The sequence below is a fragment of the Hydrogeniiclostridium mannosilyticum genome, from assembly GCF_003268275.1.
GTDB lineage: Bacteria > Bacillota > Clostridia > Oscillospirales > Acutalibacteraceae > Hydrogeniiclostridium > Hydrogeniiclostridium mannosilyticum.
In genome coordinates, this window is record NZ_QLYR01000007.1 from 89,287 (window position 1) to 102,617 (window position 13,331).

Below are 13,331 nucleotides of genomic sequence, written 5' to 3' on the forward strand. Positions count from 1 at the left end.
ACGGTTTGAAAACGGCATGCTGCTGCTGTCCTGGGGCACTATATGTATATAATATTATAATTTATACACATAGTAATAAAATTTCAAGCCTAAAATGTGTTTTGGGGACGGCATCCGAGGCCTGCTGTTTTGCTTCCCCGGAGGGCCGGCCCAAACCGGAAAATAGCGGTTTTTATACGCCTTTGTTTTCCACCGTTTCCCGGCGGCCTGTGGAAAATGAAAGCGGCAATGGAAAAGATAGAAATGAGGAGAGAAGAGCTATGCGTTTACAAGAGCTGTTGGATCAGGCCGGCGTCTTTCAATCCGGCCTAGTAGATACCGCGGGTATGCGCTTTGAGCAGGCGGTGCGCGATATGTGCGCGGTCAATACCTGTCAGAAATACAACACCAGCTGGGCCTGCCCGCCGGCGGTCGGCACGGTGGAGGAATGCCGGGCGCGCATTCAGCAGTATGAAAAATTTTTGCTGTTCAGTGTAAAATATGATCTGGAGGATTCCTTCGATTATGAGGGGATGATGGCGGGGGCCTCGGCTTTTAAGGAGACCTGCCGCGCCTTGGACAATAAGCTCCGCCCGCTGCTGGGCAATTACCTGATGCTGTCCAACGAGGGCTGCGGCCTGTGTAAGGAGTGCACCTACCCGGATGCGCCCTGCCGCTTTCCGGACAGATCGCACGGCTCGCTGGAGGGCTATGGGCTTTTTGTCAGCAAGCTCGCCAAGCAGGCCGGCATGAACTACATCAATGGGGCCAATACCGTCACCTATTTCGGCGGCGTGGCGTTTCACCCGGAGGCGCTCGCCGTATTTGAGGACTAAGGAGAAAGGGGCCGGTGAGCTTGCCTGTTCCGCTGAAAAAGTGCTATACTTTAGTTATAAGGGGGAATTACCATGGAATCAACAATAATCGATTTGAAATCCCGCCGCAGCATCCGGCAGTTTAAGGCGGAGCCAATTGACCCGGAGAAGCTGAAGAAGATTGTAGAGGCCGGTACCTGGGCGCCCAGCGGCATGGGCAGGCAGTCGGCAAAAATGGTGGTTATCCAGAACGCGGAGGTTATCCGGCGGCTGTCCAGGCTCAATGCCAGCTTTATGCCCGGCTTTGACGGCGACCCATTTTATGGAGCCACGACGGTGATTGTGGTTTTGGCGGATCGCTCGGTTTCAACCTATGTGGAGGACGGCAGTCTGGTGCTGGGCAACCTGCTCAACGCCGCGCATGCGGTGGGCGTGGGCTCCTGCTGGATTCACCGTGCCCGTGAGGAGTTTGACTCCGAAGAGGGCCGGGCCTTGCTGAGAGAATGGGGCATCGAGGGGGATTACGCGGGCATCGGCCACTGTATTTTAGGGGTGCCGGCTTCCGGGAATCAGCCCGAGGCCAAGCCGCGTAAGGCCGGTTATGTAACCTATGTAAAATAGCGCTGGAAAAACTTTCCACACTTTCAACAACCGCGTGGTGGAAAACTCTGGAAAACCTTGAAAACTCTGGCTTTTTTTAAATATAAGCCGGATAAATTTGCGTAGATTATGAAAAAAAGGACAGGTTTTCCACAGCTTGCACTTAGACTTGTGGAAAACCTATTTTGTTTTACGCCGGCGGGTTGTTTTTTGAACGCACATGCATTATAATAACACTGAGCATGGTAAAACATGCGGCACATTTTCGGGCGCTTTGTAGCATTGTAAATACCGTGCAGCGGTGAAAAACAAAGGGCCCGCAATGTCATTTTACTCTTGGAGATGAGGCGCAGCGATGAGAAAGTAATTCAAATCAGACAGAAACCGAGCTTATGCCCGCCCAGACGGGTATGTGCGAGCCCATGCGCGCAGCTTGCCGCGGGGGCCGTGGTTTGCCGTCCGATTTTGAGTTGCTTTTGTGCTGCCGTTGGTTCCTCACGGAACAGGACGGCTCACGGCTGTGCCTTTTTTATTTGCCCGGGAAATTTTCCGCGGCAGTCTCCCGAAAAAAGCGAAAGCGCGCGGCGGAGCGGGGCATGGCACACAGCGGCTTTGTTTTCGGCGGTGAAGAGCCCGGCAAGAAACAGAGCTTTTATGACGAGGAGGTGCTGCCGATGCTGGAATTGAAGGATGTCAGCGTCTGGCTTTCGCAAAACAACCGTCCCCTGGCAGAGCATTTTTCATTTGCCCTGAACCGGGGCGACAAGGCGGCCATTATCGGCGAGGAGGGCAATGGGAAATCGACCCTGCTGAAGCTGATTTACGACGAATCCCTGGTTGACGGGTATGTCGATCATAGTGGACAGATTATCAAAAAGGGCCGGGCCGCGTACCTGCCGCAGATGATGGAGGAGCAGGACCTGGCAAAGACCGTAGCCGGCTATTTTGAGGGGCAGGACACAGCGGGCCGGGCGGGCCTGCTGGCCTCCCTTGGACTGGCGGCGGATTTTCTGCGTTCCCACCGGCGGGTGTCTACCCTCTCCGGCGGGGAAAAGGTCAAAATCCAGCTGGCGAGAATCCTAATGGAGGAGCCCGACGTGCTGCTGCTCGACGAGCCGACCAATGACCTGGATATTGAAACGCTGGAATGGATGGAGAACTACATCCGCCGTTCCCGGGCGCCGGTGCTGTTTGTCTCGCATGATGAAACGCTGATTGAAAATACAGCGAACGTCATAATTCATATGGAGCAGCTGGTTCGCAAGACCCGCTGCCGCATCAGTGTGACGCATGCGGGCTACCGGGAGTATCTGGCGGCCCGGCGGCAGAGCTTTGACAAGCAGGAGCAGGTGGCCAGAAAACAGCGCGCCGATTACGGCCGGCAGATGGAGCGCTGGCGGCAGGTGTACGACCGGGTGGACCACGAACAGCGGGTCATCAGCCGCCAGGACCCCGGCGGCGGACGGCTGCTGAAGAAAAAGATGAAGGCGGTGCTTTCCCAGGAAAAGCGCTTTGAACGCCAGGCGGAATCCTTTCTTGATTTTCCCGAGGAGGAGGCCGCTATCCTGACCCGGTTCAGCGAGGACATCCGTCTGCCCAAGGGCAAGACGGTACTGGATTTTTCCCTGCCGGAGCTGCGCATCGGCGAGCGCGTGCTGGCACGGAATCTCCGCCTCTTCGTCTCCGGCGGGGAGCATGTGGGAATTGTGGGGCGCAACGGCGCGGGAAAATCTACCTTGCTCGCGGCCCTTTGGGAGGAGCTGCGGAACCGGCGGGATATTACCGCTTGTTATATGCCGCAGGATTATTCCCAAAAGTTGAATTATGATCAGACTCCGGTAGAATATCTCGCCGCCAATTATACCAAGGAGGATATTACCCGGGCACGTACGTACATGGGCAGCATGAAGTTTACGCATGAGGAGATGACCGGGAAAATCGGGCGCCTCAGCGGCGGGCAGCGGGCCAAGCTTCTATTTTTGGATATGGTGCTCAGGAACGCCGGCGTGCTGCTGCTGGATGAACCGACCCGTAATTTCAGTCCGCTGTCCAGCCCAGTGGTGCGGCAGACGCTGCGGGATTTCGGCGGGGCGATTATCAGCATCTCGCATGACCGCAAGTATTTGCAGGAGGCCTGCGACCATGTTTACCGCTTTACCGAGGCAGGTCTGGAGCTGCAGCCGGAATAAACGACATCGGGCGGGCATGAACGCCGTGCCCGCTCGAAAAAACAGAAGTGGGAGGCTTGTTGCGTTATGGCGAAGCTGGAATGTGAATTGCAGGGGAATTTTCAGGAGATCCTTGCCGGCATTGAGCGCGCGGTCCTGGAGGGGAGCATGTCGGCAAGTGAAGAGGACGGAAGCGACTTTTTTGCCGGGGACTGCCGGTGCGCAGTGCGCGTCTATGAGCGGTACAGCATGCTGGGCGGCAACCGCGTCAGCATGAATCTGACGCTGCTGCAGGCCGGCGGGCGCATCTTTTTGTCCGCCATTACATCCGGGGGCAGCCAGGCGGTCTTCTGGAAGATGAATACCTTTGGCGAGGAGGCCTTTTTGGATACGATTACGGAGGCGGTGCGGCCTTACTGTGCGCCGTCCGCCTAACGGTGCGCAGAAAAAAGAGAACGCCGTCCCGGCGCCTGAACAGGGAGAAGGAGAAGTGGCTGAGATGCTTAAAATAACAAACCGCGCTAAACGGATGACGACGGCGCGGGGGGAACCCGGCGAGCCCTATGCGCAGAGAAGGCCGGCGATCCGCAGGCTGAAATGCGGGCGCTTTTCCAGCGGGCCGCCCCACGAGGAAACACGGCGTTATTGCTCGCAGGACATTGCAAACCGGATTAAGGCGAGGGCAAAAGCGCAGGGAAAGAGCATCGGCTGGCTGCTCTCAAGCTGCGGCCTGGGTAAAAATACGGTTTCAAAGATCAGACAGGGAAAGGATATTCTGACCCTGAACTTTGCTAAGATCGCCGATGCGTTAGGCTGCTCGGTGGATTACCTGCTGGGCCGCACGGACGACGAGCCGTAGGATATAGAGCGGCGGCCCATTCCACGGGCTGCGGGCTAAAAAACGGAGGATCTCCCCCTTATAGGGGAGATCCTCCGTTTTTGCCGGTTTACGGGCCGTGCGGCTTTGTTTTACAGCAGCATCATTTCAGCGTGATGTCGCCGGTAAATTCGTTTTTCTCTATTTCGACGTCGGCGGCGGCCAGGCGCTTGCCGTTAAAATAGAGGCCGTCAATGGTGATGCGGTCAAAGCGGTTCTCCGGGGAGGCGCCGCGGAAGTAGATGGGGGGAACGCCGAAGCCCTCGTCTGCATAAACACGGATGTTTTTATAGGTGACGTCGTACACGTTGCCGAGGATATTGTCGTTGGACCAGCGGCCGCAGTACATCCAGCCGCAGATGACCGCGGGGGTGTAGAGCATGTCGTCCGGCTCATACTTCGCCTCGTCGCTTGTTTGCATCATCGGCGCGCGATCATAGCGTGAATATTCGACATTGATATTTTCATAGGTGAGGTGGTGGATAACGGCGCGGTCGCCGCTGTGAATACGCAGTGCGCCCATGTCGTTGCGCAGAATATCGCAGTTGCGGAAAACCAGGTTGCAGTATTCGTCCGCCACGGTCTCGGCGCCTAACTCCAGGCCGCCGCCCCAATCGCACCAAATCACACAGTTTTCCACCAGGAAATTCTGTACATTCATCCGCTCATAGCACAGGGGAGTGCGGCTGGCGCCGTCGTTCTGCTCCACACGCAGGCCCTTGAGGACAATTACATCGTCAAAATTGCGCAGGAAGCAGTTGGTCACGCGCACGTTCTGGCAGTTGACAAAGTCGAAGCCGTCCGTATTGTAGCGCCACATACCAATGGTCTTGACGTTGTTGTAATGCAGGTTGACACAGTTAAAGGCCGTGATGGACCACCAGTTGGAATCGCGCAGGATGACGCCGTCAACCAGGACGTTTTCGCAGCGGGCCAGGTTCATGAGGCCGTCTTCCTCCCAGATCAGGGGGACGTGGCGGTCGTAGCCGGCACAGTCGAGGATGCCCCGCCCCACGATGCGGACGTTGCTGCTGTCCACGCATTGGACAAAGCCCTTGACCACCGCGCCCGCATCCACAAAGAGGGTCTGGCCGCTGTGCAGCACAATGGGCCCTGCCTTATGAACGCCAGGCCCAAAATAGAGAGTGTCCGGGGTACGGGCATAGGCCTGCTTTGGGTTGGCAAAAATGTGCAGGTTGTGGCGGCGTCCGTCGATTTCCAGTGAAAAGTGCCCGGGCTTGCGGATGGTAAACGAAATGGCGCCGTCCGCAGCCGTCAGCTCAATTCCCTTGGAAAGCGGGCGCAGCACCGCCTCGGTAAAGGCCCTGTTCGGCCTGACTGTCAGCCTGGCGGGCGCGCTCATATCGAAATAGAGGAAGGAGGCCTGCTCGCCCTGGCTGTAGGGGCGCTGATGCCCGGGCCATTCCCGGTTAAAGGGCATGGCGGAGACATGGCAGGTATAGCAGCCGGCCGGCTGGCCGTCAACGGTGACCTGATAGTCGCCGGAGATGGGCTCCCCGTCGGGAATGGGGTACACGGTGGCGGGGTCCAGCGCGCCGGAGGCATCAATGGCGGCAAACAGCTGCCCGGCAATAGCCTTCATGCCGGCATCGTTGGGGTGGGCGGCCACACCCTCATGCGCGTATTCTCCCAGCGCCTTGAAAGCGTCGCCGTGCACTGCGTCCAACGGTACATATATGCCGCCGCACAGGCTCGCCGCGGTCTGAATCTCAAAATCAGCTTCTTTGCTGGGCCAATAGCTGCCGGTGCAGAAAATCTTCGCGTTTTGTTCCGGGTCAATCGCGCGCAGCATGCGCACATAGGCCTTGCCAAAGGCCTCGAGCTGCCCGGCGGGCACGTTTTCGCACAGGCGCGCCACAATGATATCCGGGTCAAAGGCCCGCAGGTGTGCGAAATCCTCCGCCGTTACCGCGGCGGGCTCCCGCTCCACCTTTACGCCGCCGGCGACCATGGTTTCAACCGGCCCGCATTTGGCCTCGATCATCCGGGTAAGCACATGGACAAAGTCGTTTTCCTTACTGCTGGCAGCCATGCCATGGTTGCCATACCAGCCCAGCTCCGGCGCCTCGCCGTGATAGGCCAGGCTGTTTCCTACAAATAAAACCTTCATAGAGTCCTCCCCTTTAAGTCCTGATTGATTTCATACTGATTAAACCAAACGAAAAGCCTGCTGTCAAGCGGCTGCGGGCTTCTTTTTCGAGGGAAAAGGAGGCAGCGGCTGCTGGTTTGATTTGCAGGCAGGACAGAAAACATGGTGAGAATCAAAGAAAAAACGTTTTTATACCGAAGAAAGGAATAACTGAAATTTTAAAAAATATTTTCTTAAACAAATATAATACTAGAATTTATTTCTAAATAGAGGCGCAAATACGCAGCCGCCAGGGGCCGCCTCACGGGCCGTCTTACGGCCGTGGGGCGGCACGCGAAACGAGTCCGCAAGGCGGGCCCAGGGTTAAAGGCCGCCCGCCGCGGCCTCACGGTTCCAAGCGCCGGCTAGCGCCAGCGTTTTTTGAATTGCGGCGGCGTCCTCACAGCTGGGGACGGCGTCCGTTTGCAGCGAGAGAATGGTGCGGGTGAGCTTGGCGTTCATAAAGCGAAACAGCGAGAGGGCGGTCTTCTGTGCACGATCGGGGCTGCCGTCCCCGCCGCCGCAGAGAATGAGCGCCCCGGTTTTAGGCCCGCCAGAGGCCTGCACGTGGAGAAAACGCCCGGCGGCGTAATTCATCTGCAAGCGGCTCATCACACTGAGCAGGGGCCCGGTCAGCTCGGAAAAATACAGCGGGGAGGCAATAACAATATGGTCGCTCTCCCGAATCTGCGCATAGACCGCCTGCATGCCGTCGTTTATCCGGCACCCGGGCGTCTTCCAGCAGGCGCGGCAGTCCACACAGGGCCGGATGGCGCAGCGGTAGGCGTGCACGGTCCGCACCTCGCCGCTCAGCCGCTGCGCGAGCAGCCCCGTCAGGTAGGCCGTGTCCCCATGCTCATGCGGGGAGCCCTGAAAAATCAGCGTTTTCATGTCTATTCTCCTTTTGCGTCCCCAATTGTATTTTCTGTCCGCGCGGGGCGTTAGATGACGAAGCCGCCGTTGACCCCCAGAACCTGGCCGGTAATAAACGAGGCCTGTCCCCCTGCCAGAAAGGCGACGGCATCCGCGATGTGCGCCGGGTCGCCGAGCTGCTCCAGCGGGGTTTCCTCCCGCAGCGCCTCCAGGTCCCCGGCAGAAAGGGAACGGTTCATCGGCGTCAGAATGACGCCCGGGGCGATGCAGTTGACGCGGATGCCGGAGGGGCCGAGCTCCTTAGCAAGGGCTTTGGTCAGGCCGATAACCGCGGCCTTGGCTGCGGAATAGTGCGCCTCGCACGAGGCGCCCACCTGCCCCCACATGGAGGAGATGTTGATGATGGATCCCGATTTTTGATGGATCATATACGGCAGCGCCGCCTGGCAGCAGAGAAAAACGCCCTTAACGTCGGTGCGGAACATGGTGTCCCAGTCCTCGTCGGTAATGTCGGTAAAAAGCTTTTGCTGGGCGATGCCGCTGTTATTGACCAGTACGTCCACCGGGCCCGCCTGGGCAAAAAGCGCCTCCACCGCTTGGCGGTCGCCCACATCGGCCGCAAGGGCCAGGTGGCCGGGCCCCGCCTTTTGGTTCAGCTCCCGGGCGATCGCCTGCGCCTGCCGGGCGCTGGTGTGGTAGTGTACAATGACCCGGTAGCCCTCCCGGGCCAGGCGGCGGCATACCGCTTGGCCGATGCCGCCTGCTCCGCCGGTCACCAGGGCCGTTTTGACGGGGGATTCAGTCATTTTTGGTCCCTTCCTTTCTCTGCCGGGCGGCCCGGCCTTGTCCTTCTTTTGTGCCCGCTGCCGAAGATGGCTCCGCCTGGCATTGCGGACAGAAGCAGGTGCCGCGCCCGCCGGTCACTGTTCGCGTTAAAACGGCGCCGCAGGCCGGGCAGGGGCTGCCCGCGTGTCCATATACCCGCAGATAGGGTGTGTTGCGGTAGTTTTTCCCGCGCTCTGCTAAATACTCCTCCGGGCTGATGGCATTTTTTTCAATAAAATAGGCGAGCGTGGCAGGAATGGCCTGGGCCAGCCGCGCCCATTCCTCCTGCCGCAGCGTGGCGGCTGGGCGCGCCGGGTGGATCCGTACGGAAAAGAGGATTTCATCCGCGTAGATGTTGCCGATGCCCGCGATGCGGGACTGATCCAGCAGACAGGCCTTGATGGGCCGCCTGCTCCGGCCGAAGGCCCGCAAAAGGTAGGCGGCATCCACGTCAGGGTCAAAGGGCTCCGGCCCCAAGCCGCAGATCCCGGTAAAGGTGTCAGGCTCCCCGGGGCGTTTCAGCCACAGACGGCCAAAGCGGCGCATGTCGCTGAAGCGCAGCTGGCTCCCGTTATCCAAATAAAAGACGGCGTGCGTGTGCTTTTCCGGGGAAATATCGGGCGGCGTCAGCAGCAGCTGTCCGGTCATGCGCAGGTGGACCACAATATCTCCGCCGTTTTCCAGGTGAAGCAGCAGAAATTTTCCGCGCCGGTTCACGGCACTGAATGCCTGTCCGCCGGCGGCGCGGCAGAAATCCTCCGCGGCAGGGTGTGCCGCCACCCCCGGTGTGAGCAGCTCCGCGCGCAGGATCCGGCGGCCGCGCAGCTGCGGTTCCAGCACACGGCGGATGGTTTCGACCTCGGGTAATTCAGGCATCTGTTTTTCCTCCCTTATCCCCGGCGCTTAGCCGGCATGCTGTTATGCTCCTTATTTTATCACCTTTGGCCGCCCGCTGCAATGCACAGCGGCGCTTTTGCGGGCCTTGCCCTGGTTTTGTCCGGGCAGAGGCGGCAGGAGCGGGGCCTACGAATGAAAATTTGCGGGGAAAGGGAATCGAACGCCGGCTTCCGCGGCAAAATAACGGGGGAATAATAAAAACAGTAGACGGTAGGATGAAGGGAAAGGAAATGAAAATGCATAAAAAGAAAATTCTCCTGATTGCCACAGGCGGGACGATTGCCTCCCGGCAGACGGCGCAGGGCCTTGCCCCGGGCCTAAGCGCGGCGGAGCTGCTGCGTGAGATCCCGGAGGCTGCCGGTTTTTGCGAGATTGAGACAGCCAGCCCCTTCCTGTTGGACAGTACAAACATTACACCGGCCCATTGGCTGGACCTGGCCGCCTGCATAGAGCAGCACTACCAGGAATACGACGGCTTTGTCGTCTGCCACGGCACGGATACGCTCGCCTATACGGCGGCGGCCCTCTCTTATCTGATTCAGTGCTCGCCCAAACCGGTTGTGATCACGGGCGCACAGCGGCCCATTTCCTGGGAGGAAACAGACGCAAGGATGAACCTGCTGGACAGCCTCCGCTGTGCCTGCGGTGAATTTGCGGCTGAGCCGGGCGGGGAGGGCTTCGGCCCTGTGCGGGCCTCCCGGGCCTCCCGGGCTTCCTGGGGCGTATGCGTTGTGTTCGGCGGCCGGGTCATCGCCGGCACCCGCGCCCGTAAGCTGCGCACAAAAAGCTATGATGCCTTTTCCAGCATCGGCTTTCCCGACCTTGCCCGCATTCAGGACGGGCGGGTGATTCCCTACATCCCGCCGGCCTGCGTGCAGGGCGGGAGCAGCTGCGGCCCGCTGTTTTACCGTAAGCTGGACCCCGGCGTAATGGTGCTGAAGCTCACGCCGGGTATGCCGGCGGCTATTTTGGAGCATGCCGGGCGCTGCTGCGACACGCTGGTGCTGCAGGGCTATGGTTCCGGGGGCCTGCCCCAGCTTTACCGGGAGGCTTTTCATGCGCTGGTCCGCCAGGGAAAAACCGTGGTGATGGCAACACAGGCGCCGCAGGAGGGCAGCGACCTTGCCCGCTACGAGGTAGGCCACCGTCTGAAAAAGGAGCACGGCCTGCTGGAGTGCTACGACCTTACGCTGGAGGCCACCGTCGCTAAGCTGATGTGGGCGCGTGCGCGGGCAGAGACGCCGGAGCAGCTGCGCGCGCTGTTTTACAGGCCGGTCGCCCTTGACATGCTCCTGGCGCCGCACATAAAAAATACCGCCCCTTTATCAGGGCGGTAAAATGGCTGTTTAATTGCTTGCACGGTGGTTGAAGGCCTCTAGCATGCCGTAGAAGATCGGAATGGTGACAAAAACCAGCCAGCCCGGATGCCACAGGTTAAAACAGACGCCGAGTATGAAAAAGACCAGCGCGGCTAAGATGGGGTAAGCGTTTCGGAGCGCATCGGAGACGCGGCGGCGTTCCGCATACCCGGACGATGCCGCATAGTAAGCGGGAATTGCCAGTAGAACGACCCAGCCCGGGTGCCAAAGGTGAAAGATAGTCCCCAGGATAAAAAAGACCAGAAGGGCGAGCACGGGGACGGCATAATAAAGCGGGTTTGGCCTTCGCTCGGCCAGCCCGGTGACGGCGGCGTAGTAGACCGGAATGGTTAAAAAGACGACCCAGCCCGGGTGCCAGAGCCCCCAGCCGAAGCCTAGAATCAAAAATACCAGCACGGTGATGACAGGATAGGGGACGATATAAAGCCAGCTCCAATTTCGGGGCTGCCGCCGCTTTACCGTTGCCTCCGGATCCAATCCGAGCTCCGCACCGGAAGGGACGGGACAGGGCTCTTGGGAGGCTTCCCGGCCCGACGCGTTATTTTCCGCCTCAAGCGGCGGGGCCGCGGGCGCTATTCCCACGGACAGGCGGGCGCTTTCGCCGGAACGCTCTCCGGCGCCGTCAACAGCGCCCTGCGGCAGCTTCGCGGCTGGGGGTGCATCTACGCACACCAGCTCGTCCAGAGGTAAGCCGTAGAGCTGGGCCAGGCGGACCAGGTTGTCGAGGTCGGGTGAGGAAAGGGCCTGTTCCCATTTGGACACGGCCTGGCGGCTGATTCCAAGGCGGTCCGCCAGCTCCTCCTGGGAAAAGCCCCTTTCTTTACGCAGGGCGACGAGGCGGTCTGCCAGCTTGATATTCATTGGTGAGGTCCTCCTTTAAGATCATTCCACAGGGCGAATCCGCAGCTTCGGCCCGCGGCCCCGTGCTGATTGAATGCTACCATGAGCCGCACGCAAAGGCTACCATCTTTCGTTTACAATGGAAAATCCAGGCCGCAACCATTGGTTGCGGGGGTAAAATAACGGGTTAAAATCAAGGCATCCTCGGTTGGGCTGCTGTAAAAATTTCGCCGCCGCCCCACCTCTATAAACCCCAGGCGCTGATAAAGGGACAACGCCTGCCGGTTGCCCGCGCGGACCTCCAGGGTAATCAGGCTGCCGCCCGCGGCCCGGCAGAATTGGAACAGGGCCTCCAGCAGCAGGCCCGCCGCGCCCTGCCTGCGGTATTCCGGAAAAACGGCGACGTTGTCGATATACCCCTCCCCGGCAATATAATGCATACCGGCGTAACCGGCGGCAACGCCTGGCTGCCCGGCAGGCTCGGCGGCCACAAAGCAGGCCGTCTCGCTGGTGAGCTCGGCCGCCAGGCCGTCGCGCGTCCAGGGTGTAGAAAAGCAGCAGCGCTCCAGCTGTGCCAGGGCATCAAGGTGATGCGCCTGCATGGGCACAATGTGAAATGGGCCGCTGGAGAGAATGGGCCCGGTTCCTTTAAGCAGCATGGCGGCCCTCCCTTGCAGCGGGCCGGGCGGCCCGGCCCGCGCGCAGGCGTTTCAGCTGTGCCAGCACATGGCGGCCTACCAGCAGCAGAATGGCTAAAATCAGAATGCTCAGGTATTGCACGGGGATAAAATCGGTGCCGAACAGGTTGTGGCAGACCGTATAGGCCGAGGTGGTGCATACGGCGGCGGGTACATACCATTTTTTCGGGTAATAAAAGGCAAACACCACACTGAGCACATCGGCGGGGTAGTAATAGCGCTCATGCATATGCGGCAGCAAAAAGGGAACCAGAATGGCAAAAAACAGCGCCAGGGAGAGCAGCAGGCCGCGTGTGAGCCGGTGGCGGTGCTGCCAGAGGAAAAAGAGTACGCACAGCACAATGCCGCCCGCCAGAAAGATGCCCGCGCGGCTGAGCGCCGGCGAGGTGCTGTCGCCGAACCAGGTGTAGGGGTTGGGCAGGAACATTGCCAGCAGGTTGTACTGCCCCGCCTGGGCAAAGTATACCGTGAGCAGGCTCCAGAGATTGCGGCCCATGAGGGCGGCGGGCAGGCAGGCCGCCAGGTAAACGGCGGGAAAAATCCAAACGCTCCGCAGGCGGATGCGCCGTTTTAGCAGCAGATAAAGCACCAGCGGCCCCAAAAACACCGCCTGCAGCTTAAAGATGAAGGAAACAGCGTACCAGAGCACCGCACGGTTGGAATGCCCCTGATCCGCATGGTAGAGGAACGCCAGCAGCGCGGAGACAAAAATGGCATCGCACTGGCCCCAGGCGGCGGAATTGAGAAACACGGAGGGCAAAAAAAGAACGGCGCAATAGGCGGCGGCAGCATAGCTGGGGCTGCGCCAGCGCAGCCGCACCAACCGGAATACCAGCGATGCGAGCAAGATGTCGGCTATGCAGGACACCAGCTTGATGGAGACCAGGTCGTCCACAGGCAGGTAGGTCAGCAGAGCCAAAATGTAAAAGTAGGGCGGCATATAGTCGCCGATTTCAAGCCCGATGCCCCCGAGGCCGCCGGCTTCCTTCAGCTGCGTAAACCAGCCGTGCAAAAACTGGTGGTAATCGCCGGATTCAATCGGAAACAGCGCGACGCGCATCGCCATGGCAACCAGGGTGATGGCGGCGAGGAAAATAAGGAGGATGGCGCGCGTATCCGCTTCGGTGAGTGCGGCCGCGTGGGCCGAGTGGGCCGCGGCGCCCGGGCAGATCCTGCCGCCGCTGTTTCCGGCAGCGCGCGGGGGCTTGGTGTCTGGAAGCTGGTTCATGGC

General features: G+C 59.7%; 13 protein-coding genes. 6 read left to right on the plus strand and 7 right to left on the minus strand.

The window, feature by feature from the left end; all coding sequences use genetic code 11:
- Positions 1–260: 260 nt before the first annotated feature.
- From DPQ25_RS10545 to DPQ25_RS10565, 5 genes are all read left to right on the plus strand, one after another.
- Positions 261–815, plus strand: coding sequence for a DUF2284 domain-containing protein (locus DPQ25_RS10545; protein ID WP_112333174.1), 555 nt, complete (start codon positions 261–263; stop codon positions 813–815).
- 72 nt (positions 816–887) lie between these two features.
- Complete coding sequence (locus tag DPQ25_RS10550) at positions 888–1,415, plus strand: nitroreductase family protein (protein ID WP_112333140.1); 528 nt, start codon at positions 888–890, stop codon at positions 1,413–1,415.
- A gap of 575 nt (positions 1,416–1,990) precedes the next feature.
- A complete protein-coding gene (locus DPQ25_RS10555; RefSeq protein WP_242978296.1) occupies positions 1,991–3,583 on the plus strand; it encodes an ATP-binding cassette domain-containing protein in 1,593 nt (530 codons plus the stop codon).
- A 66-nt stretch (positions 3,584–3,649) separates the two neighbouring features.
- Positions 3,650–3,997 carry a DUF6054 family protein gene (locus tag DPQ25_RS10560; protein WP_112333141.1) on the plus strand — a complete coding sequence of 116 codons (348 nt, stop codon included), beginning with the start codon at positions 3,650–3,652 and terminating at the stop codon, positions 3,995–3,997.
- Between the two features lie 64 nt (positions 3,998–4,061).
- On the plus strand, positions 4,062–4,421 hold the full coding sequence (locus DPQ25_RS10565) for a helix-turn-helix domain-containing protein (RefSeq protein ID WP_242978297.1): 360 nt from the start codon (positions 4,062–4,064) through the stop codon (positions 4,419–4,421).
- A 121-nt stretch (positions 4,422–4,542) separates the two neighbouring features.
- Here the strand turns inward: DPQ25_RS10565 and DPQ25_RS10570 are convergent, their stop codons facing one another.
- From DPQ25_RS10570 to mutM, 4 genes are all read right to left on the minus strand, one after another.
- Entirely contained in the window at positions 4,543–6,570 is a 2,028-nt protein-coding gene (locus DPQ25_RS10570) for a glycosyl hydrolase family 28 protein (protein WP_112333142.1), read from the minus strand.
- Between the two features lie 342 nt (positions 6,571–6,912).
- Positions 6,913–7,479 (minus strand): flavodoxin family protein, encoded by a 567-nt coding sequence (locus tag DPQ25_RS10575; protein ID WP_112333143.1) that lies wholly within the window; start codon positions 7,477–7,479, stop codon positions 6,913–6,915.
- A 50-nt stretch (positions 7,480–7,529) separates the two neighbouring features.
- A complete protein-coding gene (ymfI, locus tag DPQ25_RS10580; protein ID WP_112333144.1) occupies positions 7,530–8,267 on the minus strand; it encodes an elongation factor P 5-aminopentanone reductase in 738 nt (245 codons plus the stop codon).
- Entirely contained in the window at positions 8,260–9,162 is a 903-nt protein-coding gene (gene mutM, locus DPQ25_RS10585) for a bifunctional DNA-formamidopyrimidine glycosylase/DNA-(apurinic or apyrimidinic site) lyase (RefSeq protein ID WP_112333145.1), read from the minus strand. The genes ymfI and mutM overlap by 8 nt, the downstream gene beginning before the upstream one ends.
- Positions 9,163–9,413: 251 nt before the next feature.
- On the opposite strand from mutM, the gene DPQ25_RS10595 reads away from it, so the two are divergent.
- Complete coding sequence (locus DPQ25_RS10595) at positions 9,414–10,520, plus strand: asparaginase (protein ID WP_242978298.1); 1,107 nt, start codon at positions 9,414–9,416, stop codon at positions 10,518–10,520.
- A 9-nt stretch (positions 10,521–10,529) separates the two neighbouring features.
- On the opposite strand, the gene DPQ25_RS10600 is transcribed toward DPQ25_RS10595, so the two are convergent.
- The 3 genes from DPQ25_RS10600 to DPQ25_RS10610 form a co-directional block, all read right to left on the minus strand.
- Entirely contained in the window at positions 10,530–11,423 is an 894-nt protein-coding gene (locus tag DPQ25_RS10600; RefSeq protein ID WP_112333147.1) for a helix-turn-helix domain-containing protein, read from the minus strand.
- Between the two features lie 113 nt (positions 11,424–11,536).
- Positions 11,537–12,061 carry a ribosomal protein S18-alanine N-acetyltransferase gene (rimI, locus tag DPQ25_RS10605; protein WP_112333148.1) on the minus strand — a complete coding sequence of 175 codons (525 nt, stop codon included), beginning with the start codon at positions 12,059–12,061 and terminating at the stop codon, positions 11,537–11,539.
- Complete coding sequence (locus DPQ25_RS10610; RefSeq protein ID WP_112333149.1) at positions 12,051–13,328, minus strand: glycosyltransferase family 39 protein; 1,278 nt, start codon at positions 13,326–13,328, stop codon at positions 12,051–12,053. Before DPQ25_RS10610 ends, rimI begins: the two co-directional genes overlap by 11 nt.
- Positions 13,329–13,331: the final 3 nt, after the last annotated feature.

Excerpts from the sequence above, each read along its gene's own strand:
- DPQ25_RS10575 (WP_112333143.1), bottom strand. The coding sequence starts at position 7,479 with ATGAAAACGCTGATTTTTCAGGGCTCCCCGCATGAGCATGGGGACACG.
- DPQ25_RS10560 (WP_112333141.1), top strand. The coding sequence starts at position 3,650 with ATGGCGAAGCTGGAATGTGAATTGCAGGGGAATTTTCAGGAGATCCTT.
- DPQ25_RS10600 (WP_112333147.1), bottom strand. The coding sequence starts at position 11,423 with ATGAATATCAAGCTGGCAGACCGCCTCGTCGCCCTGCGTAAAGAAAGG.
- mutM (WP_112333145.1), bottom strand. The coding sequence starts at position 9,162 with ATGCCTGAATTACCCGAGGTCGAAACCATCCGCCGTGTGCTGGAACCG.
- ymfI (WP_112333144.1), bottom strand. The coding sequence starts at position 8,267 with ATGACTGAATCCCCCGTCAAAACGGCCCTGGTGACCGGCGGAGCAGGC.
- DPQ25_RS10610 (WP_112333149.1), bottom strand. The coding sequence starts at position 13,328 with ATGAACCAGCTTCCAGACACCAAGCCCCCGCGCGCTGCCGGAAACAGC.
- DPQ25_RS10550 (WP_112333140.1), top strand. The coding sequence starts at position 888 with ATGGAATCAACAATAATCGATTTGAAATCCCGCCGCAGCATCCGGCAG.
- DPQ25_RS10555 (WP_242978296.1), top strand. The coding sequence starts at position 1,991 with ATGGCACACAGCGGCTTTGTTTTCGGCGGTGAAGAGCCCGGCAAGAAA.
- DPQ25_RS10570 (WP_112333142.1), bottom strand. The coding sequence starts at position 6,570 with ATGAAGGTTTTATTTGTAGGAAACAGCCTGGCCTATCACGGCGAGGCG.
- DPQ25_RS10545 (WP_112333174.1), top strand. The coding sequence starts at position 261 with ATGCGTTTACAAGAGCTGTTGGATCAGGCCGGCGTCTTTCAATCCGGC.
- rimI (WP_112333148.1), bottom strand. The coding sequence starts at position 12,061 with ATGCTGCTTAAAGGAACCGGGCCCATTCTCTCCAGCGGCCCATTTCAC.
- DPQ25_RS10565 (WP_242978297.1), top strand. The coding sequence starts at position 4,062 with ATGCTTAAAATAACAAACCGCGCTAAACGGATGACGACGGCGCGGGGG.
- DPQ25_RS10595 (WP_242978298.1), top strand. The coding sequence starts at position 9,414 with ATGAAAATGCATAAAAAGAAAATTCTCCTGATTGCCACAGGCGGGACG.